Annotated in this window: 15 protein-coding genes; 5 read left to right on the top strand and 10 right to left on the bottom strand. The window is 72.4% G+C overall.

Features of this window, described 5'->3' with window-relative positions:
• Positions 1-2 precede the first annotated feature (2 nt).
• The 3 genes from ACIP4O_RS18865 to ACIP4O_RS18855 all read left to right on the top strand — a co-directional run bounded on the left by ACIP4O_RS18865 (position 3) and on the right by ACIP4O_RS18855 (position 4,877).
• The gene (locus ACIP4O_RS18865; RefSeq protein ID WP_401575728.1) at positions 3-1,298 is read left to right on the top strand and encodes an HRDC domain-containing protein; all 1,296 of its coding nucleotides are present in this window, start codon (positions 3-5) and stop codon (positions 1,296-1,298) included.
• A 238-nt stretch (positions 1,299-1,536) separates the two neighbouring features.
• Positions 1,537-2,751, top strand: a complete 1,215-nt coding sequence (locus tag ACIP4O_RS18860) for an acetyl-CoA C-acyltransferase (protein WP_361321842.1) — start codon at positions 1,537-1,539, stop codon at positions 2,749-2,751.
• Complete coding sequence (locus tag ACIP4O_RS18855) at positions 2,748-4,877, top strand: 3-hydroxyacyl-CoA dehydrogenase NAD-binding domain-containing protein (RefSeq protein ID WP_401575726.1); 2,130 nt, start codon at positions 2,748-2,750, stop codon at positions 4,875-4,877. Before ACIP4O_RS18860 ends, ACIP4O_RS18855 begins: the two co-directional genes overlap by 4 nt.
• A gap of 99 nt (positions 4,878-4,976) precedes the next feature.
• On the opposite strand, the gene ACIP4O_RS18850 is transcribed toward ACIP4O_RS18855, so the two are convergent.
• The 4 genes from ACIP4O_RS18850 to ACIP4O_RS18835 are packed head-to-tail and all read right to left on the bottom strand — an operon-like array spanning position 4,977 to position 12,147.
• Positions 4,977-7,076: a glycosyltransferase family 4 protein gene (locus ACIP4O_RS18850; RefSeq protein ID WP_401575724.1), complete on the bottom strand. Its 2,100-nt coding sequence runs from the start codon at positions 7,074-7,076 to the stop codon at positions 4,977-4,979.
• Positions 7,073-8,833, bottom strand: coding sequence for a stealth family protein (locus ACIP4O_RS18845; protein ID WP_401575722.1), 1,761 nt, complete (start codon positions 8,831-8,833; stop codon positions 7,073-7,075). The genes ACIP4O_RS18850 and ACIP4O_RS18845 overlap by 4 nt, the downstream gene beginning before the upstream one ends.
• The gene (locus ACIP4O_RS18840) at positions 8,830-10,485 is read right to left on the bottom strand and encodes a sugar phosphotransferase (RefSeq protein WP_401575720.1); all 1,656 of its coding nucleotides are present in this window, start codon (positions 10,483-10,485) and stop codon (positions 8,830-8,832) included. Before ACIP4O_RS18840 ends, ACIP4O_RS18845 begins: the two co-directional genes overlap by 4 nt.
• Before the next feature lie 30 nt (positions 10,486-10,515).
• Positions 10,516-12,147, bottom strand: coding sequence for a stealth conserved region 3 domain-containing protein (locus ACIP4O_RS18835; protein WP_401575719.1), 1,632 nt, complete (start codon positions 12,145-12,147; stop codon positions 10,516-10,518).
• Positions 12,148-12,588: 441 nt separating this feature from the next.
• On the opposite strand from ACIP4O_RS18835, the gene ACIP4O_RS18830 reads away from it, so the two are divergent.
• A complete protein-coding gene (locus ACIP4O_RS18830; RefSeq protein ID WP_401575717.1) occupies positions 12,589-13,665 on the top strand; it encodes an LCP family protein in 1,077 nt (358 codons plus the stop codon).
• A 69-nt stretch (positions 13,666-13,734) separates the two neighbouring features.
• Here the strand turns inward: ACIP4O_RS18830 and ACIP4O_RS18825 are convergent, their stop codons facing one another.
• Positions 13,735-14,841 carry a hypothetical protein gene (locus ACIP4O_RS18825; RefSeq protein WP_401575716.1) on the bottom strand — a complete coding sequence of 369 codons (1,107 nt, stop codon included), beginning with the start codon at positions 14,839-14,841 and terminating at the stop codon, positions 13,735-13,737.
• 126 nt (positions 14,842-14,967) lie between these two features.
• Between ACIP4O_RS18825 and ACIP4O_RS18820 the strand changes: the two genes are divergently transcribed.
• Positions 14,968-15,339 carry an NTP pyrophosphohydrolase gene (locus ACIP4O_RS18820; protein ID WP_401575714.1) on the top strand — a complete coding sequence of 124 codons (372 nt, stop codon included), beginning with the start codon at positions 14,968-14,970 and terminating at the stop codon, positions 15,337-15,339.
• Positions 15,340-15,392: 53 nt separating this feature from the next.
• On the opposite strand, the gene ACIP4O_RS18815 is transcribed toward ACIP4O_RS18820, so the two are convergent.
• From ACIP4O_RS18815 to ACIP4O_RS18795, 5 genes are all read right to left on the bottom strand, one after another.
• The gene (locus tag ACIP4O_RS18815; RefSeq protein ID WP_401575713.1) at positions 15,393-16,895 is read right to left on the bottom strand and encodes an ArnT family glycosyltransferase; all 1,503 of its coding nucleotides are present in this window, start codon (positions 16,893-16,895) and stop codon (positions 15,393-15,395) included.
• Between the two features lie 33 nt (positions 16,896-16,928).
• Complete coding sequence (locus tag ACIP4O_RS18810; RefSeq protein ID WP_401575711.1) at positions 16,929-18,422, bottom strand: amino acid permease; 1,494 nt, start codon at positions 18,420-18,422, stop codon at positions 16,929-16,931.
• A gap of 205 nt (positions 18,423-18,627) precedes the next feature.
• The gene (dxs, locus tag ACIP4O_RS18805) at positions 18,628-20,559 is read right to left on the bottom strand and encodes a 1-deoxy-D-xylulose-5-phosphate synthase (protein ID WP_401575709.1); all 1,932 of its coding nucleotides are present in this window, start codon (positions 20,557-20,559) and stop codon (positions 18,628-18,630) included.
• A 283-nt stretch (positions 20,560-20,842) separates the two neighbouring features.
• Positions 20,843-22,144 carry a sugar ABC transporter permease gene (locus ACIP4O_RS18800; RefSeq protein WP_401575707.1) on the bottom strand — a complete coding sequence of 434 codons (1,302 nt, stop codon included), beginning with the start codon at positions 22,142-22,144 and terminating at the stop codon, positions 20,843-20,845.
• Positions 22,141-22,929, bottom strand: a complete 789-nt coding sequence (locus ACIP4O_RS18795) for an ATP-binding cassette domain-containing protein (protein ID WP_164284380.1) — start codon at positions 22,927-22,929, stop codon at positions 22,141-22,143. The genes ACIP4O_RS18800 and ACIP4O_RS18795 overlap by 4 nt, the downstream gene beginning before the upstream one ends.
• Between the last annotated feature and the right edge of the window lie 170 nt (positions 22,930-23,099).

Raw genomic sequence — 23,099 nt, 5'->3', positions numbered from 1 at the left:
CGGTGACCGATGCCACCGACGCCCAAGACAGCCCAGCAGCCACCGCACCGCAGGTCTCCGGGACGGACCCCGGGCCCGCCGAAGGCGCCGCGCATCCGGCACCGGTCCCCCTCCTCGAACCCCGCGAGGGCATCCCCCCGGTCATCGCGGACCCCGAGAGCCTCGCCGCCGCCGTCGCCGCCTTCGCGAGCGGCAGCGGCCCCGTCGCCGTCGACGCCGAGCGGGCCTCCGGCTACCGCTACGGGCAGCGCGCCTACCTCGTGCAGCTGCGGCGCGCGGGCGCGGGCACGGCGCTCATCGACCCCGTGGCCTGCCCCGATCTCTCCGGTCTCGGCGCGGCGCTCGCCTCCGCCGAATGGGACCTGCACGCGGCCACGCAGGACCTGCCCTGCCTGCGCGAGATCGGCATGGTCCCGCACTCCCTCTTCGACACGGAGCTGGCCGGGCGGCTCGCGGGCTTCCCGCGCGTCGGGCTCGGCGCGATGGTCGAGAGCGTCCTCGGTTACACCCTGGAGAAGGGGCACTCGGCCGTCGACTGGTCCACCCGCCCGCTGCCCGAGCCCTGGCTGCGGTACGCGGCGCTCGACGTCGAGCTCCTCGTGGACCTGCGCGACGCGCTGGAGAAGGAGTTGGAGCGGCAGGGGAAGCTGGAGTGGGCGCTGGAGGAGTTCGACGCGATCGCCTCCGCGCCGCCCCCGGCCCCGCGCAAGGACCCCTGGCGCCGCACCTCGGGGATGCACCGCGTACGCAGGCGCCGTCAGCTCGCGGTCGTACGGGAGCTGTGGACGCTGCGCGACCGCATCGCGCGGCGTCGCGACGTCTCGCCCGGCAAGGTGCTGCCCGATGCCGCGATCGTCGAGGCCGCGCTCGCCGTACCGGTGAACGTGCACGCGCTCGGGGCACTCCCCGCCTTCGGGCAGCGCGCGCAGAAGCGGCAGCTCGACCAGTGGCAGGCCGCGATCGACCGGGCCAGGGAGCTGCCCGAGGGCGAGCTTCCGCAGCCGGGCGCCTCGGTCGCCGGGCCCCCGCCGCCGCGCGCCTGGGCCGATCGCGACCCGGAGGCCGCGGCCCGTCTCTCCGCGGCGCGGGCCGGGGTCAACACGCTCGCCGAGCGCCTGCACCTGCCGCAGGAGAACCTGATCACGCCCGACACCGTGCGCCGCGTGTGCTGGGAGCCGCCGGCATCCCCCGACCCGGACGCGGTGGCGGAGGCGCTCCGTGGGTACGGGGCGAGGCGCTGGCAGATCGAACACGTGACCCCTGTACTGACCCGAGCCCTCCAAGCCCACGCTGTTTGATTGCGTCGGCTTCGCCTCCGGGAGCGCCCGAGCCGGTGTCGAGCCACCCGACGTGCTCGGTCACTCGTTCCTCGCGACCTGCGCGCGACGGGCGCCCCGGCCCCCGTACGCCTGTGACCTACGCCGCTCCGCCCCGTAGGGGTGCCACTTATGGTTACCCACGAGTAGCATGACCGGGAGCGACACGCCCCGCCGTGCCGCGTGGCAGTTCCGTCCCGCACCCTGGAGGAGAGCCAACGTGCCTCGTACCATCCGGGACGTCGTCTTCGTCGACGGCGTCCGCACCCCGTTCGGCAAAGCGGGCCCCAAGGGCATGTACCACGAGACGCGCGCCGACGATCTCGTCGTGAAGGCCATCCGGGAGCTGCTGCGCCGCAACCCGGACCTGGACCCGGCGAAGATCGACGAGGTCGCGATCGCGGCCACGACGCAGATCGGCGACCAGGGCCTGACCCTCGGCCGCACCGCCGGCATCCTCGCCGGGCTGCCCCAGTCGGTGCCCGGCTACTCCATCGACCGCATGTGCGCGGGCGCGCTCACGGCCGTCACGACGACCGCCGGTTCGATCGCCTTCGGCGCGTACGACGCGGTGATCGCCGGCGGCGTCGAGCACATGGGCCGCCACCCGATGGGCGAGGGCGTCGACCCGAACCCGCGCTTCGTCTCCGAGAAGCTCGTCGACGAGTCGGCGCTCTTCATGGGGATGACGGCGGAGAACCTGCACGACCGCTTCCCGCACCTGACGAAGGAGCGCGCCGACGAGTACGCCGTGCGCTCGCAGGAGAAGGCGGCGAAGGCGTACGCGAACGGCAAGATCCAGGCCGACCTGGTGCCGGTCTCGATCCGCCGTACCTCGCCCGAGGGTGGGGAGACGGGCTGGGGTCTCGCGACGGCCGACGAGCCGATGCGCCCCGGCACGACGATCGAGCAGCTCGCGGGCCTGAAGACCCCCTTCCGCGCGCACGGCCGGGTCACCGCGGGCAACGCGGCGGGCCTCAACGACGGCGCGACCGCGTCGATCATCGCCTCCGAGGACTTCGCGCGCGAGAACGGCCTCCCGGTCAAGATGCGCCTCGTCTCGTACGCCTTCGCGGGTGTCGAGCCGGAGGTCATGGGCTACGGGCCGATCCCCGCGACGGAGAAGGCGCTCGCCAAGGCGGGCCTGTCGATCTCCGACATCGGTCTCTTCGAGATCAACGAGGCGTTCGCCGTCCAGGTCCTCGCCTTCCTCGACCACTACGGCATCGCCGACGACGACCCGCGCGTCAACCAGTACGGCGGCGCGATCGCCTACGGCCACCCGCTCGCGTCCTCCGGCGTCCGGCTGATGACGCAGCTCGCGCGGCAGTTCGAGGAGCAGCCCGAGGTGCGGTACGGCATCACCACGATGTGCGTCGGCTTCGGCATGGGCGCCACCGTGATCTGGGAGAACCCCCACTGGGAGGGCAAGTGAGCACCACCACCGAGCTGCTGCGGGAAGCCGCCGCGCTCTTCCCCGACGAGGTCGTCACGCAGGCGCACGTGCGCCACCTCGACCTCCCCGGCGCGGGCCGCTTCGCGCTCATCACGCTGGACAACGGCCTCGACCACACGAAGCCGACGACCTTCGGCCCCGCCTCGCTCGCCAACCTGAGCGCCGCGATCGACCAGGTCGAGCAGGAGGCTGCGGACGGGCGGATCGTCGGCATCGGCGTCACGGGCAAGCCGTTCATCTTCGCGGTCGGCGCCGATCTCAAGGGCGTCGGGCTGCTCAAGCGGCGCGAGGACGCGCTCGCGATCGGCCACGGCGGGCACGAGGTCTTCAAGCGCCTCTCCGGCCTCGCGGTGCCGACGTTCGCGTACTACAACGGCGCGGCGATGGGCGGAGGCGTCGAGGTCGGTCTGCACTGCGCGTACCGCACCGTGTCCGCCGCGCTGCCCGCGTTCTCGCTGCCCGAGGTCTTCCTCGGCCTCGTCCCCGGCTGGGGCGGCTGCACGCTGCTGCCGAACCTGATCGGCGCCGAGAAGGCCGTCAAGGTCGTCATCGAGAACTCGCTCAACCAGAACCGGCAGCTCAAGGGCAAGCAGGTCTTCGAACTCGGCATCGCGGACGCGATCTTCGAGGGCGCGGACTTCCTGGAGCAGTCGCTGCTGTGGACGGCGGCCGTCCTCAAGGGCGAGATCGCCGTCGAGCGTCCCGAGGTGGACCGGGGCGAGGCCTGGGACCAGGCCGTCGCGACCGGCCGCTTCCTCGCGGACGGCAAGGTGCACGGCGCCGCCCCGGCCGCGTACCGCGCACTCGACATCATCGCGGCGGCGAAGGACGGCGACCTCCAGGCCGGTTTCGACGCCGAGGACGAGGCGCTCGCCGACCTCATCATGAGCGGCGAACTGCGCAGCGGCCTCTACGCCTTCGACCTCGTGCAGCGGCGCGCGAAGCGCCCGGCCGGGGCGCCGGACAAGTCGCTGGCGCGCCCGGTCAACAAGGTCGGCGTCGTCGGCGCCGGGCTCATGGCCTCGCAGCTCGCGCTCCTGTTCGTCCGCCGCCTCGAAGTGCCGGTCGTGCTGACCGACATCGACCAGGCGCGCGTCGACAAGGGCGTCGGCTACGTGCACGCCGAGATCGACAAGCTGCTCGCCAAGGGCCGCGTCAACCAGGACAAGGCGAACCGCCTGAAGGGCCTGGTCAGCGGTGTCCTGGACAAGGCCGAGGGCTTCTCGGACGCGGACTTCGTGATCGAGGCCGTCTTCGAGGAGATCGGCGTCAAGCAGCAGGTCTTCGCCGAGGTCGAGGCGGTCGTGCCCGCGGGCGCGATCCTCGCGACGAACACGTCCTCGCTCTCGGTGAGCGAGATGGCCTCGAAGCTCCAGCACCCCGAGCGGGTCGTCGGCTTCCACTTCTTCAACCCGGTCGCGGTCCTGCCGCTCCTGGAGATCGTGCGCGGCGAGGCCACGGACGACGCCTCGCTCGCGACGGCCTTCGCCGTGGCGAAGAAGCTGAAGAAGAGCGCGGTGCTCGTCAAGGACGCCCCGGCCTTCGTCGTGAACCGCGTCCTGACGCGCTTCATGGGCGAGATCCAGAACGTCATCGACGAGGGCACCCCGGTCGCCGTCGCCGAGAAGGCCGTCGAGCCGCTGGGCCTGCCGATGTCGCCGCTCGTGCTCCTGGAGCTGGTCGGCCCGGCGATCGGCCTGCACGTCTCCGAGACGCTGCACGGCGCCTTCCCCGAGCGCTTCACGGTCTCGCCGAACCTCAAGGCGGTCGTCGAGGCGGGCAAGCGCGGCTTCTACGTGTACGACTCCGGCAAGCCGGAGCTGGACCCCGAGGTCGCGGCGCTCCTGAAGCAGGGCGACAAGGTCCTGACGGAGGAGCAGGTGCGCGACCGTGTGCTCGACGCGGTCGCTGAGGAGATCTCCCTCATGCTCGCCGAGGGCGTCGTCGCCGAGGCGCAGGACATCGACCTGTGCCTCATCACGGGCGCGGGCTGGCCCTTCCACCTGGGCGGCATCACCCCGTACCTGGACCGCGCGGGCGTCACCGAACGCGTCACGGGCAAGCGTTTCCTGGCCCCGGGAACGGCGTCGGTGCCGACGGCCTGAGCGGGCGGAAGCGGACAGTACGAGGGCGGGCCGTCCCGGGGTTTCCCGGGGCGGCCCGCCCTGTGTCGCCGGTGCCCGTGCCGGGGCCGGACGGCGCGCTCAGCGCTCCACGACGTTGAGCGCCATCCGGCCGGACGAGGAGCAGTACGGGCGCACGCGCACCGGCGCGGAGCCGTACACCCCGAGGTGCGGCCCCTCCACGTCGCCGTCCGCGACGAGAGTGGGGTGGATGAGGACGGACTTCACGTCGGCGAAGTCCTCCAGCATGTGGCACACCGGGCGGGGTTCGGGGTCGGCGCCGTGGAGGAGCACCCCCCACTCCCAGTCCTCCCAGTCCTCCAGTCGCCGGTCGATCAGCTCGCGGACGGGGAGCACGGCACGCACCACGCGGGGGGAGACGAGCTCGACGGGCACCGTCAGCCGGTCGGGGTGCGTCCCCCTGCGGTCGAGGACGAAAAGGCTTCCGGGCCCCGGCTCGGGGCCGCTGCCGCACACGCGCGCCGTCACGGTGATGACCTCGCCCGGTCCGACCTGGACCCGCGCGCACTCGATGTGCTCCGTGCGGTCGAGGGTGCGCAGCAGCAGCCGGCCGTTGCGGTGGGCGTACGGGAGCGTCCAGCGCACCCGTGGCCCGGAGCGCCCGCCCACGAGCAACAGCTGCCGCGCGGCGAGGAGTTCGCGCGTGTCGCGCACCCCGGCCCGCAGCGGGACCGCGTCCTCGGCGGAGGAGCCGAGCAGCACCTGCCAGGTGCCCTCACCCGCGCGCTCCACCGTCTCGGGCCCGACGACCGCGGTGTACGTCGTGCGGTCGTGACCGCGGTCCTCGTGCCGCGTCTCCAGCGGCAGACAGAGGCGGCCGCCGTCCTCGTCCTTCGTGGTGGCGCGCAGGAACAGGCGTCGGCGGTGGCGGCCGTCGTGGGGCGCCGCGACGCTCAGGCGTACCGCTCCGCCGGGCTCGACGTAGGCCTCGGCCTCGCCCGCCTCGCGCAGCAGGTGGGAGCGCCCGAAGCGGCGACCGCTGCTGGCGGAGGGGGCCCGGTAGCCCCGGGAGGAGGAGGCGCGACGGGCGCCCGCCTCCTCGAAGAGCCGGGTGTAGAGGTCCGCGACGTGCTCGGGGTCGTAGCGCTCGGAGTTGCGCAGCGCGGCGGCGCTCATCTCCTTGCGCAGCACGTCGTCGCCCATGAGACGGCCGAGCCCGTCCGCGATGGCGGTCACGTCCCCGTTCGCGACGAGCAGCCCGTCCTCGCCGTGGCGCAGGATCTCGCGCGGGCCCACCGGGCAGTCGGTGGAGACGACGGGAAGACCGCACCGCATGGCCTCGACCAGCGTCATGCCGAAGGACTCGGCCGAGGACGTGACGGCGGCGACGGAGCCCTTGGCCCACTCCGACTCGATGGGGGAATGCCCGCCCATGAGGAGGACCCGTTCGTCGAGTCCCATCTTCCTGATGAGTCTGCCGAGTTCGCTCTGCTCCTCGCCGGTCCCGTAGATGCGCAGGTGCCAGTCGGGGAAGTCGGGGGCGAGCAGCGCGAAGGCCCGCACGAGCAGGTCGTAGCGCTTGACGTGGTGGAGGCGCCCGGCGCTCACCACGACGCGGGCGGTGCCGTCCGAGGGCGCGACGCGGGGGCGCGGGACGCTGTTGGGGATGGCGACGACGGGGACCCCGGCCACCGGCGTGTGCTCCCGGAAGGAGCGGGCGTCGGCCTCCGTGACGGTGCTGATGGCGTCCAGGCGCGGGTAGACCGCCGCCATCGCGGCCCGGACGGCCGGCGGGATGGCGAGATGGGTCATGTGCTCCTGCGCGACACGCAGCGCCCGGTCGGCGGTGTGGGCGGCGACGAAGAGGTTGAGGCTCGGGCGGGTGCCGATGACGACGTCGGCGTCGGTGCCGCGCAGTTCCTCCCTGAGCCGTTCATCGCTGAACCGCGTGTACTGGGAGTAGTACTCCTCCTGCTGCGGGACCACCTCGCTGGGCCCGGAGGCGAGGTGCGGGGCGCGGTCGGGGCGCCCGGGCCGGGTGTCGAGGAGGGAGCGCACGCGCACGGCCGGGGAGATCGTGAACTGGGGGGTCGCGGCCCGCTGGAACACGGAGACGATCTCGACCTCGTGCCGGGCGGAGAGCGCCTCGGCGAGGTTGATGACGGTGCGGTTGGTGCCGCCGATCCCGTAGATGTTGTTGATCAGGAAGGAGAGCTTCATCGAGGCCCGGTCTCCTTGCGCTCGAAGGGGCTGGGCACGGGGAAGTAGGACTGGAGGAAGGTTCTGACCTGCTGGGTGCGGCGATCGCCCTCGCCGAAGTCCTCGGTGAGGGTGTCGTTGATGCAGAAGGCCTGCCGGTCCCGGCGGGCGAGCAGGATGCCGAGCCGCCGGGCGATCTCCGTCCGGGCCAGGTCGAGGTACGCGAACTCGATGTCGGAGGGCACCGCGCGGCCCGTGTGGTAGGCGTAGTAGTGGTAGAGCGAGGACGGGATCGAGATGTCGGCGGGGCTGCGGAAGCGGCTCGCCGCCGTGTTCGCGTGCTCGTCGGCGAAGGTCTCCTCCAGCTCGTAGAGGACGGAGCGGCGCAGCGCGTAGGGCGCGTGCCGCAGCTTCTGCACGATGGTGGAACCGAAGCGCTCCCGGATCAGCCTGCGGTTGTTCTTCCCCGCCGCGTCCACGGGGCGGTCCGCCTCGCCCCAGCTGTGGCTGGGGACCTGCGCCGGGGAGAGGAAGATGCGGGTCATCCCGTTGGAGAGGAAGAAGGTCTGCGGGAGCACGGGGCGGCCGAGGAACATGTCGTCGTTGAAGTAGAGGAAATGCTCCGCGAGGCCCTCGATGTGGTGGAGCTGGCTCTCGATGGCGTGCGAGTTGAAGGTCGGCAGGAGCCCGGGATCGGTGAATATCTCGCGGTGGTCGACGACGGTCAGCCAGGGCTGGAAGTCGTCGAGCCACGTCGGGCGCTGCTGATCGGTCACGAGGAAGACGCGACGTATCCAGGGGGCGTTCTGGTGCAGGGAGCGCAGGGAGAACCGCAGTTCGTCGCGGCTGATGTAGCGCGCCGCGTTGGCCGCCTCCGCGTGGTAGCCGCCTTCGCCGAAGTCCGCGCGCCGGGCCTGCCAGGCGGGGTCCTCGCCGTCCACCCAGGTGTAGACGGCGTCGATGGGGAACCGGATGTCCTCGGGCAGGGCGCCGAGCGCGATCGGGAGCGTCGGCACGCGCCGCCCCTCGGTGGAGTGCGCGGGGGCGAACTGCGTCAGGCGCCGGGCGGGGGCGAGGACGAGGGCCTCGTTCACGGCCACGGCGTCGGTGACGCGGTTGGGGCGCGGTGCGTGGAGCATCCCGTCCTCCGCTCGCCAGAACTCCAGGTCGCAGCTGTGGGTGAGGCCGAGGACGTGGCTCCCGCCGGGGTCGCTCCACATGACGCCCACGCGCAGCACGCTCGCCTGCCGCAGGAGCCGCTCGGCGTGGCCGCTGCCACAGAGCACGGGTCGTCCGCGCAGGGACTCGCCGTCGCAGGCGCCGACGTAGAGCGGCAGTGTGACGGCCAGTTCGGTGAGGGCCGCCGCGACCTGCTCCCGGGCGTGCTCCGGTACGGCGAGGACGCTGCGCAGCTCGGACTTGCCCCGTACGGCGAAGTGGTCGATGCCCTCGCGCTCCAGGAGACCGGCGATGAGGTCGAGGTTCTCCTCGCGGAGCAGGACGGGGGTCGCGTCCTCGCGGACCATGGCGATGTGGGAGCCGCGCACAGCCACGGTGCGGGACCGCTCGCCCTCCCTCATCCCCGGCCAGCGGCGTCGCGCCCTCGCCTCGCGCACCGCTCCGGTGAGCGGGGCGAGGAGCTGGCTCTGCCGGAGGATGCCCTTGACGCCCTGCCGGACGCGCGGGGGCACGTGGCGGGCCACCTGGCCGCGGACGGAGGGCGGCACGAGCGAGCGGTAGACGGTGACCGCCGCTCCCGCCTCCGCGTTGCCGCTCACGCGTGTTCCCCGGCGACGGGGACCACGCGGTCGGTGGCGGCCGTGTACCCGGGGGGTGCCGGGAACGTGTCCGCAGCGGCCGGGGACGACTCGTAGGGACTGGGCACCGGGAAGTACGCGCGCAGGAAGTCGAGCGCGGCCCCGGTGCCGCCGTGGGCGAGCGCGGTGTCCGAGCCCAGGCCGAACAGGTGCAGGTGCTGGACGTCGCGCCGGACGAGGAGCCGGGCGTAGAGCCGTCGGGCCCCGGGGTGGGCGGCGTGCAGGGCGAGGCCCTTGCCGCTGAGCGGGGTGGCGTCGTCCGTGACGCGGGCGTGGTGGTGCGCCAGTCCGTCCAGGGGGTGCGTGGTGGGCAGCGTGTCGCGGGTCTGGCCGTCGCCGCCGGGGTCGGCGGGCAGTGCGGCGCCCAGCTCGGCGAGGGTCGTACGGCACAGCGGCTGGGGGCCGTGTGCGTAACCGCTGGTGACGGCCCGGCCGGTCAGCTCCTGGGCGCGCGCGGTCCATTCCGCGAGGGCTTCGGCGGCTGTCCACGGCCCGGTTCGGGGGCGGGTCGCGCCGCTCGGCGTGAAGTAGTCGAAGGGACGGACCGGTCGGCCGAGGAGGGCACCGGGCCGCAGCAGCAGGAAGTGCTCGCTGAGCCCGGGTATCGCGTGCAGGGCACCGTCGTTGCCGGACCGGTGGATCACGAGCCGTTCGCCGGGGGCGAGCCAGGAGGGGACCGGGGACTCGGCGAGGACGTGGACGACGCCGGTCCAGGGCGCGTGCTGGTGCAGGGAGCGCAGGGCGGCGCGCAGGAGTTCCTCCGCCCAGGGGGCGGTGTCGCGCCACAGCACGACCGCGTCCACCGGGAAGGTGATGTCCTCCAGCCGCGGGATGTCGAAGGGGGCCAGCGAGGCACTGCCGGCGGAGGCGTCGGCGATGTAGCCGCTGAGCTGCCGCAGCCCCAGCTCCACGCGGGGGGTGTCGCGCGCGACGACGCGCTGGACGCGGTTGGGCCTGGGGCCGACGAGGCGTTCGGTGGCCAGCTCGTTGTTGACGGTCCAGAACTCGATCTCGACCCCGGCGTGCTCGCCGAGCACGAGGCTCATGGTGGGATCGGCGCGCAGCCAGTGGACGCGGAAGACGCGGGCGCGCCCGTAGTTGCGCCACGCGGAGAGGTCGCCGCCCGGTATCCGGCTGGGGGCGGGGTCTCCCGGCATCACGGAGCTGACGTAGCCGGTGTGCTCCTGGAGGAGGGCGCGCAAGGCCCGGCGTACGGGGCCCTTGTAGCGGCTCTCGACGGCGAGGCAGAGGCGTCGGTCGTCCAGCGCGGGCACGGCGAACCACGGGATGCCGGCCGAGTCGAGGGCGGCGGTGACCAGGTCGTGGTCGATGCGCCGGGCCTCCTGCGGGGTGAGGCCGGCGCTCAGGTGTGCGGTCCTGCCGTCGGCGAGGAGGACCTCCTGGCCGGAGAGGACGTGGAGTTCGGTGCGGCGCAGGCGGCGCAGGGCGCGCTTGTGCAGCCCCACCTCACGCATGTCGAGGGTGCGGGCGAGGGATTGCTTGGCCTTGCGGCGCACCCCCGCCGGCATACCGGAGGCCAGGGAGCGCAGGGGACGCGGGACGACGCGCCCGTACAGACGGGCGGCCGAACCCAGGGACGAGGGGTCAGGCACGGTGGCAGCTCCGGGAGGCGTTCTCGCTGGTCATCTTTCGTGGGGACTCGCTGTCGGGAAGTAACGGTGGAGAAAGGAGTCGAGAACTTGTTGCTGTGCCTCGACCTCCTCGGGGAGCGAGAAGGCGTCGTTGAGGCAGAAGCTGTCCTTGTCCCGTTCGATGAGCAGGCGGTCCAGTCGCGCCACGAGGTCGGGCACGGCGAGCTGGATGTAGGAGAACGGCAGCGAGGACGGCAGGGCGCGTCCGGTGAGCGCCGCGTAGTAGAGGGCCATGGAGGACGTGGGAGACAGGTCGGTCATGGCGCGGAAACGGCTCGCCGCGGTCCGTGCCCATGCCTCGGGGAAGTCGCGCTCCGCCTCCTGCATGGCGCTGCGCCGCAGGGCGTACGGCGCGTGCTCCATGGGCTGGGTGATGACGCGCCCGAAGCGTTGGCGCAGCAGGGCCCGGTTGTTCTTGCAGGCGGCGTCCACCGGGGTGTCCGTCTCCACGACCGGCCCCTGCGGGATGCGGTTGCGGGAGGGGAAGTAGCGGGCGACACCCGTGGGGCCGAAGAAGGTCTGCGGGGTGACCGGGCGGCCGAAGAACATGTCGTCGTTGAGGTAGAGGAAGTGTTCCGCGAGGCCGTCGATGTGGTGGAGCTGGCTCTCGATGGAGTGCGAGTTGAAGGTGGGCAGGTCCTCGGGCCTGGTGAAGATCTCCCGGTGGCTGACGACGCGTACCCCGGGGACATCGGTGCGCAGCCAGGCGGGCGTCTGGTCGTCGGTGACGATGTGGACGGTGCGGACCCAGGGGGCGAAGAGGTGGACCGAGCGCAGGGAGAAGCGGAGTTCGTCGCGGCTGATGAAACGGGCGTCGCTCGCGGACTCGGCGTGGTACACCTCGCCCTTGACGGCGGCCTTGCGGCGCTGCCAGGCGGTGTCGTTCCCGTCCACCCAGGTGTAGACGAGGTCGACGGGGAAGGTGATGTCGTCGACGGTGGGGACCAGGAACTCGGGCCTGGTGGGCAGCGCGGGGGCGAGCTCCGGCGGCGTCCACGGGGAGACGAAGCGGCTGAAGAGGTGGGCGGGCCCGGTGACGTCGGGGCCGCCCGCGGCGACGGCCCAGGCGACCCGGTTGGCGCGCGGGGCGAGGAGCCGGTCCCCGTCCTGCCGCCAGAACTCCACGGCGCAGCCGTACTGCCGGCCCAGCAGGAGATGCCCGCCGGGGTCGGAGTGGTGCCAGGCGAGGTGCACGGCGAGGGCCTCGTGGGCGTCGAGCCAGGCCCGGGAGGTGGCGCTCGGCGCGGCTTCGGTCGTCCCGCCCTCGGGGTCGAGGACGAGGGACACCATCGCGTCCTCGTCGGCGAGGTCGTGGCGCAGCGCGCGGAGCGCGCGTTCCCTGTGCTCCTCCGCCACGGCGAGCGTGTGGCCGTGGTCGCTGCGGCCCCGGACGGTGAAGTACGGGACGCGCGCGGCGTCGAGCACGCGGGTCACGCCGAGGCGGTTGGCCTCACGGGCGCCGAGTGGCGTGGCACGCGGGTCGGTCCGGACGCGGGGCCCGTCGAGGGCGTACGAGTCGGCGGCGGGGTGCCGCGTCTGGTCGTCGGGGAGCGAGAAAGGGATCTCGGCGGCTCCTCCGGGTCCGATCTCCTGACCGAACCCAGGTGCGGAAATCGTCGCCACTGTCCACCTTTCCCAAGGCGGCACCCTGCGCGCGACTGTCCCAGTGGTGCCGAAAGATGCCCGGCACGACGAGGCGACACGGACCTGATCGACGGGGGCCGCTCCTCCGGTGTCCTGCCGCCGTCGCTCACGCGTACGTCAGGCGACACAGGAAGAGACCACTCCACATCTTCCTCATATCGTCGCTTACTCCTTCAATAATTGTCAACGACGGTTCACTTAGTCACAAATGCGAACAAGGGCGATCGACGGGGACAACTCCGCGAGGAGGGAGGGAGCACGGAGCGAAGCGTCGCAAAGCGGAACCCGGTGCCCGCGAGAGGCGTCTGTACGTTCGATGTCGCCTATATATAGTGCGGATTCACGCGCAGCCCGGTCCTCGCCGCCCCGTGACGGCTCACTCCCCCACACCGAGGCCCCTCAAGCGACGACTGGAGCAGGATGAGCCACAACGAGGCGCCGCCCGCCGCCCCTTCCCGACGTGCCCGGCCGCGCAGGAAGCGGCACACAGGCCGGTGGATACTCGTCGGCCTGCTCGTGGTCGTACTCGGTGCCGGTGGTACCGGCTGGTGGTACTACGAGCACCTGAACGGCAACCTCAAGGGCGTGGACCTGAGCAAGCAGCTCGACGAGGCCACGCGCCCCAAGAAGGCCGTCGCCGCCGGGGACGCCACCAACCTCCTGGTCCTCGGCTCCGATTCGCGCTCCGGGGACAACGGCAAGCTCGACGCGGGGAACGTGAGCGGGGCCCGCTCGGACACCGCGCTGCTCGTGCACATCCCCGAGGGACGGCAGAAGGCGGTCGCGGTGAGCATTCCGCGCGACACGCTCGTGGACCGGCCCGAGTGCGAGAAGCACGACGGCGGGAAGCTCCCGGCCGCACACCGCGTCATGTTCAACTCGGTCTACTCGCTCGCCGGGCCCGCCTGCGTCGTCAAGACCGTCGAGAAGCTGTCGGACGTACGTGTCGACCACCTCGTCGAGGTGGACTTCGCCGGGTTCAAGGGGCTCGTGGACGCGATCGGCGGCGTCACCGTCACGACGGACGAGGACATCCACGACTCGAAGAGCGGTTTCGACCTGCCGAAGGGCACCCACAAGCTCAACGGCACCGACTCGCTCAAGTTCGTCCGCACCCGCTACGGCCACGGCGACGGCAGCGACCTCGGCCGTATCGGTCTCCAGCAGCAGTTCCTGCTGGCGCTCCTGAGCGAGGTGAAGAACCAGGACCTCCTCGGCAGCCCCACCAAGGCCATCAAGATGGCGAACTCCGCCACCAAGGCGCTCACCACGGACGAGGACCTCGCCTCGCTCACGTCCCTCGCCAAGTTCGCCCGGAGCATGCGCGGGATCGATCCGAACACGATGGAGACGATCATGATGCCGGTCGCCTACGACAAGCAGGACCCCAACCGCGTCGTCCCCGCCGAGCCGCAGGTCACGCAATTGTGGAAGGCGATCCGCAACGACGTGGACATTCCGGAGTCGGCGAAGGAGTCGCCGGCGTCCGGCGGTTGAGCCCTTCCGCGCCCCGCGTCGTCCGTGGCGCCGCCGCCCGTGGCTCGGACGGTCCGGGGAGCTCGCTCCTCAGACCGTCAGCGCGGGTCCCATCACGAGGCCCGGCTCGTCGGCGCGGCGGCTGACGCGCGGACGGCCGTCCGCGCCGAACACGCCGAGGGTCACGCGGCCCGCGCCGTCCACGGCGAGGCAGGGGCGGCCGGTGCCGCGGAGCCCGGTGGGGACCCACCACAACCCGTCCTGCTCCTGCTCGCTGCGGCACATCGCGACCATGACCTGCCCGGCCGCGTCGCGATAGGCGAAGACCGTGCGGTCCTCGCCGTCGACCCGCGCGCGCAGCACCGACAGGGTGTCGTCCGCCGGGGAACCGCCCATGGGTATCAGCCAGCTTCCGGGGCGGTGCGCGACGAGTTGACCGTTCGCCGGGTCGGTCCAGTAGAAGGTGACCTTGCCGGGCGAGGTCTCCAGGCCGCGTACGCTCCCGCTCCGTACCGAGAGCGGGATGTCGGGCCGCTGCGCGAAGGCGCCGTACGGCTTGTCCCGCACCCAGTAGGAGGTGAGGGCCTCGCCCGGGGCGAGCACCTCCACCGTGGCGGCCGAGGTGGCGACGGCCGCGGGCACGTCGTGGAGCCTGGACCCCTTGAGGTCCTTCCACCCCTCCCACTTCCCCGTCTTGTCCTCGCGGCGCAGCATGAGGCCGCGGCCGGCGTTGCGCACCAGGACGTGCACGGTGCCGCCGTCGTCCACGGCCACGACGGGGACGCCGAGCCTGGCGGCCCTCTCGGGGCTCTTGGGATGCGGGTTGCCGAGGCCGTGGAAGGCACCGAGGGCGCGCCCGGTCTGGTACTGGACGGCGTGCACCAGCTCGACGGCCGTCGGCGCGTCCCGCCGCGGCACCGCGCGCCGGCCCACGAGGTGGGTGTAGCCGTTGGCGCCCTGGGCCACCGTGAGGGCATCGAGGTGGGAGACGGGGAAGAGGTCGGGCCCCTCCCAGTCCCGGGCACCCGCGCGCCGCTCGGTCCAGCGCAGTACGCCCTCCGCGTCGAAGCCGAAGGCGGTGAGCCGCCCGTCCGTCCCGCGCACGAGCCAGGTACCGTGCGGCACCCGCACCTCGGCGGGGCTCGCACCGCGCTCCGTCCCCTCGGCCGCTCCGCTCCGCTGTCCCGCTCTCGCCATCAGCCCGCCCTTCTTCCCAGGCCGGACCACCGGCCGCCGCGGGCCGTACCGTCACCCGGGCAGCGCCCATCATAGGAGCCGCCGGAATGCGGCTCCGTACCCGTCCCGCCGCGCGATGATGAGGCCATGGACGCACAGCGCACACTCGTCGTGGACGCCGCCAATGTCGTCGGCTCGGTGCCGGACGGCTGGTGGAAGGACCGCAAGGGGGCCGCCGAGCGGCTCCGGGACTCGCTCGTGCGGTACGGGAGCGAGGGGCTGCCCGGCTGGCCGGCGCCGCTCGACGTGGTGCTCGTCGTCGAGGGCGCCGCGCGGGGCGTGACGGCGATCGAGGGCGTACGGGTCGTGGCCGCGGCCGGCAGCGGGGACGACCGGATCGTGGCGGAGGTCGAGCGGGCGCCGGGCCCGACGCTCGTGATCACGGCCGATCGTGAACTGCGCGGCAGGGTCACGGCGTTGGGAGCGGAGGTGGCGGGGCCCCGTACCGTACGGCCGTGACGTCCGCGCGGTGCGGGCCGTCTGATCCCACCCGCGAAAGCCTCCGGCGTCCCCTACCGCCCGCCCGGCACGTACACGACCGCCCCGTCCACGCGCGCCACCGGCACGTACCCCCCGCGCAACCACCTTCGCAGCGTCGGGGTGCGCGAGAGGCGGTACGGGGCGCCGCGCGCGTCGTCGACGACGAGGACGGGGGGACGCGCGGCGACCTCGCGGCGGAACGTGGACCACCCGCCGCGTACCGCCCACCGCTCCCCCACCGCCGTCGTCCCCGTGCGCCCGCCACCGAAGTTGGTGAGCAGGCCCGCGGTCAGGTAGCGGCTCGCGGGCGGGCGGTGGGCGAGCCAGTACGTCTCGGGGTGCATGCCCCAGACCAGGACGGCTTCGCCGGGCGCCGTGCGGCGGACGATCTCGGCGGCGACGCGGCGGGAGTGCTCGTCGCCGGTACGGGGCGCGAGCAGGCCCCAGGCGAGGAAGAGGGCGCAGCAACCGGCGCAGACCGCGAGCGCGGTGCGGCGGGCCCGGCGCGGCACCCGGGCGAGGGCGCCCGCGCCGAGGAGCGCGAGCGGCGGTACGAGGTGGAGGAAGTAGTGGCCGAAGAAGCGCAGCCCCAGCGCGGTCGCGAGGGCCGCGCCCGCGAGCCAGAGCCACAGCCAGCCCGTGCCGGGGCCGAGTCCGGTGCGCCGGGCCCGTACCGCGGCGAGGGCGGCGGGGAGCACGCCGGCCGCCGCTGCCGCGAGGAGGGCGGTGTTGACGAGGGCGCGGCCCGCGAGCGTCGCGAGGGAGCCGGAGAAGGCGAGGTAGTCGCCCGAGCCCGTGAGCGTCCAGAAGAGGAAGCCGCGCGGGGCCGTGGCGAGGGCCGCGAGGAGGACGGGCAGGGCGGCCGAGCCGAGGAGGAGGCCGAGGGCGCGGGCCCTGTCCCCCGCCGGTGCGCGGTGCGGGACGCACCACAGGAGCGGGAGCAGGACCGCGAGCCCGGTCTGCTTGGCGAGGAAGGCGGCGGCGAGGGCGAGCCCGGCGCCGCACCAGTGGGCGCGGTCGGCGCACCACACGGCAGCCACCGTGGCCGGGAGCATGAAGACCTCGAAGCTCGCCGCCTGGGTGTCGGCCGGGTTGAGCCCCGCGGAGAGGAGGAGGCAGAGGATTCCCGCGGTGATCCCGGCGCGGGGGCCCGCGTGGCGGCGGGCGAGCGAGGCGGTGAAGGCGGCCGCGAGGAGCCAGGCGAGGACCGCGAGGAGCCGGGGGCCGAGGAGCGTCGTATCCCCGGTGAGGGCGAAGGACGCCTGGTAGAGCCAGGGGACGAGCGGCGGCTTGCGGTCCACGACGGTGTCGTAGAGGCTCCCGCCGGCGGCGAGCATCCGGGCCTGGACGGCGAGGTAGCCCTCGTCCGGGTTCCACAGGGGGCGGGTGAAGGAGGGAACCCGGACGAGGAGGGCGAGGACCGCGAGGGCGGGGAGCAGACGCCACCAGTAGCGGTCGCGGACGGCGGGCGGCGGGAGAGCCGCGGCCGGCGCGGTGGCCGGGGGCGGGGACGGCGGTGGGGGCGGGGCGAGCATGACGCTCAACCTATCCGCCCCCTTCGCCCCGCTTTACTCCTTGCCGGGCGGAGCGTCGTGAGTGTCGAGGCGGCTGTGGCGGTGCCCGTAGGCCGCGTACAGGATCGTGCCGAGGACCATCCAGATGAGGAAGCGGAGCCAGGTCTCGGCCGGGAGGTTCAGCATGAGCCACAGCGAGGCGAGGACCGAGGCGATCGGCAGCCAGGGCACGAGCGGGGTGCGGAAGGAGCGGTGGAGGTCGGGGCGGGTACGGCGCAGGATGACGACGCCGAGTGCGACGACGACGAAGGCGAACAGCGTGCCGATGTTGACGAGTTCGGCGAGTTCGTCGATCGAGGTGAACCCGGCGACGACCGCGACGACGCCGCCGAGCAGCGCGGTGGAGCGGTAGGGGGAGCCGAAGCGCGGGTGCACCTTGGAGAAGCCCTTGGGCAGCAGACCGTCGCGGCTCATGGCGAAGAAGACGCGGGTCTGGCCGAGGAGCAGGATCATGCAGACGGAGGTGAGCCCGACCGCCGCGCCGAAGCTGATGAGCCCGGCCCAGAAGGGGTGCCCGACGGCCTTGAAGGCGTCGGCGAGCGGGGCGTCCACGGTGAGGTCGGTGTACTTCTGCATGCCGGTGACGACGATCGAGACGGCGATGTAGAGGACCGTGCAGATGGCGAGGGAGCCGAGGATGCCGCGCGGGACGTCGCGCTGCGGGTTGCGGGTCTCCTCGGCCGCGGTCGCGACGACGTCGAAGCCGATGAAGGCGAAGAAGACGACCGCGGCGGCCGTGAAGATGCCCATGACGCCGAAGTTCGACGGGGTGAAGCCGGCGATGAGCTGGATGAGCGGGGCGGTGAGGCCGCCGCCGCCCTCGGTGGGCTGGGACGGCGGCACGAAGGGCTTGTAGTTGGCGCCCGTGACGAAGAAGGCGCCGACGATGACGACGATCAGGACGACGGTCACCTTGACGGCGACGATGACGTTCGTGACGCGCGAGGAGAGCTTCGTGCCCGCGACGAGGATGCCGGTGAGGACGAGGACGAGGAGGGCCGCGAGGAGGTCGAAGCCGAAGTGCCCGTCGTGCGTTCCGCTGAGCCATTGCGGCAGGTGGAAGCCGGCGGTGTCGAGGAGCGAACGGATGTAGCCGGACCAGCCGACCGCCACCACCGCCGCACCGAGCGCGAGTTCGAGGATGAGGTCCCAGCCGATGATCCAGGCCGGGAACTCGCCGAGCGAGGCGTAGGAGAAGGTGTACGCGGAGCCCGCGACCGGGACCGTCGAGGAGAACTCGGCGTAGCACAGCGCGGCGAGCGCGCACACGATCCCGGCGACGGCGAAGGCGATCGCGACCGAGGGGCCCGCGTTCTGCTTGGCGACCTTCCCGGTGAGCACGAAGATCCCGGTGCCGATGACGACCCCGACGCCGAAGACGGTGAGATCGAGGGCCGAGAGGGATTTGCGGAGCGAGTGCTCGGGGTCCTCGGTGTCTCTGATCGACTGTTCGATGTTCTTCGTACGGAAGAGGCTACGGCTGTTCAACGGGGCGACCTCCAGCCCTCGGGTGCACGCATGATCGCGAAGGCGATGGGCCACGTGTGCCCGGCCACGGCCTCTTTCACGCGAACGGACCGCCGTTTCCACCCCGAAGAGGGGTTTCGGCGGCGGCCCGTACCCGGAGGGAGCAGCGCGCGCTCCCGCGTGCCGGTCCCCGGAGGGGCGCGGTCTCGCGCGCCCCGGTGCCCGCTCAGTCGCGCGTGCGCTCCACGCGCTCGTCGGCGGCGGCCCGCTCCGTCTCGTAGGCGCCCTGGAGGCCCGCGACGAGTCCGGTGACCTGACGGGCGATGTCGGGGGCCGTGAGGCCGATCTCGGCGAGCACCTCCTTGCGCGAGGCGTGGTCGAGGAAGCGCGGCGGGATGCCGAAGTCGCGCAGCGGGAGGTCGACGCCCGCGTCCCGCAGCGCCTGCGCGATCGCGGAGCCGACGCCGCCGACGCGGCTGTTGTCCTCGACGGTGACGACGATGCGGTGCTTCTCGGCGAGCGGGGCGAGCGCCTCGTCGACCGGCTTGACCCAGCGCGGGTCGACGACGGTCGTGGAGATGCCCTGCTTGTCGAGGAGCTTCGCGGTCTCCAGGCACATCGGGGCGAGCGCGCCGACGGAGACGAGGAGCACGTCGGGGTGCTCGGTGCCCGCCTCGCGCAGCACGTCCATGCCGCCGACGCGGCCCACGGCCGGTACGGCGGGCCCGACGACGCCCTTGGAGTAGCGGACCACGGTCGGCGCGTCGTCGACGGCGACGGCCTCGCGGAGCTGGGCGCGCAGCTGTTCGGCGTCGCGCGGCGCGGAGATCCGCAGGGACGGGACGATCTGGAGCAGCGACATGTCCCACATGCCGTTGTGCGAGGCGCCGTCGTCGCCCGTGACGCCCGCGCGGTCCAGGACGAAGGTCACGCCGCACTTGTGCAGGGCGACGTCCATGAGGACCTGGTCGAAGGCGCGGTTGAGGAAGGTCGCGTAGACGGCGAAGACGGGGTGCAGGCCGCCGGTCGCGAGCCCGGCGGCGGAGACCGCCGCGTGCTGCTCGGCGATGCCGACGTCGTAGACGCGCTCGGGGAAGGCCTCGGCGAACTTCTTGAGACCGACGGGCTGGAGCATCGCGGCGGTGATCGCGACGAGGTCCTCGCGCTCGCGGCCGATCCGGACCATCTCGTCGCCGAAGACGGAGGTCCAGCTCGCCGCCGCGGTCTTGATCGGGAGGCCGGTGTCGGGGTGGATCGGGCCGATGCCGTGGAAACGGTCCGCCTCGTCGTGCTCCGCGTGCTCGTAGCCGCGGCCCTTCTGCGTGATGCAGTGCACGATGACGGGCCCGCCGAAGCGCTTGGCGCGCGTGAGGGCGGACTCCAGGGCCTCCATGTCGTGGCCGTCGATGGGGCCGACGTACTTGAGGCCGAGGTCCTCGAACATGCCCTGCGGGGCGATGAAGTCCTTGAGGCCCTTCTTCGCGCCGTGCAGCGTCTCGTAGAGCGGGCGGCCCACGACGGGGGTGCGCTCCAGCATCTCCTTGCCGCGGGTGAGGAAGCGCTCGTAGCCGTCGGTGGTGCGGAGCGTGGCGAGGTGGTTGGCGAGGCCACCGATCGTCGGGGCGTAGGAGCGCTCGTTGTCGTTGACGACGATGACGAGGGGGCGGTCCTTGGCCGCGGCGATGTTGTTGAGCGCCTCCCAGGCCATGCCCCCGGTGAGCGCTCCGTCGCCGATGACGGCGACGACGTGGTCGTCCTTGCCGAGCACCTGGTTGGCCTTCGCGAGGCCGTCGGCCCAGCCGAGCACCGTGGAGGCGTGGCTGTTCTCGATGACGTCGTGCTCGGACTCGGCGCGCGAGGGGTAGCCGGAGAGGCCACCCTTCGTGCGCAGCCGCGAGAAGTCCTGGCGGCCGGTGAGGAGCTTGTGCACGTACGCCTGGTGGCCGGTGTCGAAGAGGACGCGGTCGCGCGGCGATTCGAAGACACGGTGCAGGGCGATCGTCAGTTCGACGACCCCGAGGTTGGGGCCGAGGTGGCCGCCGGTCTTGGAAACGGCCTCCACGAGGAAGGTCCTGATCTCCCCGGCCAGCTGGTCGAGCTGCTCAGGGCTGAGCCGGTCCAGATCGCGCGGTCCCGTGATGCGGGTCAGCAGCGGCACCCGTGCCTCCTTGCAGTAGAGCTGTCGAGCCTTGCCGGGTCTGGCGGTCTTGCGAGTCTAATGTTCCGCCTCCGGGCCTCGTCACCGGTTCCGGGCGACCTGTGTCACTTCGGGCGCGGTGGCGGGGCCGGTCCATGATCCACCCTGGCGGGGGCGGGGGCCAGCCGGGGGGCCGTTCGCCCCGTGGCCCTCCCCCGCACCGCGGGGGAAGTACGACCACATGCGGGTGCCCCGTCCCCCCGTACGTATACGGGGGGACGGGGCAGCCCGGCGCCGGCGGCCGTCAGGCGCGGCCGGCGGACTTCTGGGTCTTGCGGGTCACGGAGTCGATGACGACCGTGGCCAGCAGGACCGCGCCGGTGATCATGTACTGGACCGGCGAGGCGACGCCCTCCAGGGCGAGACCGTTCTGGATCGAGCTGATCACGAGGACACCGAGCAGCGCGTGCCAGGTGCGGCCGCGTCCGCCGAAGAGGCTGACGCCACCGATCACTGCCGCCGCGATGGAGTTCATCAGCAGGTCGCCGGTACCGGCACCCTGGTTGGCGGTGGCGATCTTGGAGGCCAGGAAGAGACCGCCCGCGCCCGCGAAGGCGCCCGCGATACCGAAGACCGAGATGCGGATCATGGTCACGTTGATGCCCGCGCGCCGCGAGGCCTCGACGCTGCCACCGAGGGCGAAGACCTTGCGGCCGTAGGGGGTACGGCGCAGCACGAAGTCCGTGAGGACGACGAGGGCGAGGAAGACGACCAGCGCGAGCGGGGTGCCCTTGTACTGGTTGAGCATGATCGCCACGGCGAAGGCCAGGACGGCGAGCAGCACCGTCCGCAGGATGATCTCGCTGAGCGGACGCGAGGGGACGTCGGCCGCCTTGCGGCGACGGGCGTCGGAGTAGGAGCTGAGGAAGAAGAGCACCACGGTGACGAGCGCGAGGCCGTAGCCCACGGCGACGTCGCTGAAGTAGTACGTGGTGAGCTTGACGATCCCGCCGTCGGGGTTGAGGTTGATCGTCCCGTTGTCGCCGAGGATCTGGAGCATGAAGCCCTGCCAGAACAGCAGTCCGGCGAGGGTGACGGCGAAGGCGGGGGCGCCGAGGCGGGCGAAGAAGAAGCCGTGGATGGCGCCGATGACGAGGCAGGTGACGATGGCGATGAGGATCGCCAGCCAGTCGTTCACCCCGTGGTTGACGGAGAGGACCGCCGAGAAGGCGCCCGCGACACCGCTGACCGAGCCGACCGAGAGGTCGATCTCACCGAGCAGCAGGACGAAGACGATACCCACCGCGATGAGCCCCGTACCGACCATGGTGATGCTCATGGCGGTGAGGTTGCCGGCGGTGAGGAAGCCCGAGTTCAGGCTCTGGAAGATGATCCAGATGACGACGAGACCGGCGATGACGGGCATGGTGCCGAGCTCGCCGCCGCGTATGCGGCGCTTGAACTCGGTGAGGTAGCCCGCGAAACCCTGCTCGCGCACGAGCAGCCGCGGGTCGACCGCGGCGACGGCGCCCGCGGCGCTCTCCGGGTTGCTGGTGCTGTCCTGCACCGCCCCCGTGTTTTCCTTCTTCACGTTCTGGGCGCTCACTTCTGCACTCCCACACTGCGGGCCGCGCGGCGGGTCACGGCGTTCTCCGTGGCACCGGTGATGGCGGAGATGATGTCTTCCTGGGAGGTCGTCTTCACGGGGAAGACACCGTTGTTGCGACCGAGCCGCAGAACGGCGACGTTGTCCGCGACGGACTTCACGTCGGCCATGTTGTGGCTGATGAGGACGACCGCGAGGCCCTGCTCGCGCAGGCGCTCCACGAGGTCGAGGACCTGGGCGGTCTGCTCGACGCCGAGCGCGGCGGTCGGCTCGTCGAGGATGACGAGCTTGGGCTCGCCGAGCATCGAGCGCGCGATGGCGACGGTCTGGCGCTGACCACCCGAGAGCGAGGCGACCGGGATGCGGACGCTCGGGATGCGGATGGAGAGCGTGGTGAGCAGCTCGCGGGCGCGGCGCTCCATCTCGACCTCGTCGAGCACGCCCCAGCGGCGCACCTCGCGACCGAGGAAGAGGTTGCCGACCACGTCCAGGTTGTCGCAGAGCGACAGGTCCTGGTACACGGTGGCGATGCCCAGCTCCTGGGCGTCGTGGGGGCGGTTGATCGAGACCGGGCGGCCCTCCCACTCGATGACACCGTCATCGATGGAGTGGGCACCCGCGATCGTCTTGACCAGAGTGGACTTACCGGCGCCGTTGTCGCCCACCAGGGCGAGCACCTCACCAGCGTGGACTTCAAGCTCTACGTCGGTGAGCGCCTGAACGGCACCGAACCGCTTGGAGACCCCGCGCAACGCCAACACGGGCGCAGCGGACACGTGAACCATCTCCTTCGCCGCCTGACCGGCGGGGATGCCGCGTCCGGTGGGGGTGACCGGACGCGGTGGGTCGAGCAGATTGGGGGGAGTTCCCGCCCGGGTGGTCCGTCCGGCGCCCCGCCCCGTTAGCGGGACTGTTGAGGGGGCGGGGCACCGGACAGGTCTGGGTGGGAGCGAGA

Source organism: Streptomyces sp. NPDC088923 (assembly GCF_044749745.1).
GTDB lineage: Bacteria > Actinomycetota > Actinomycetes > Streptomycetales > Streptomycetaceae > Streptomyces.
Note: the sequence above shows the minus strand (reverse complement) of the source record. Positions and strands in the feature narration are given on the sequence as shown.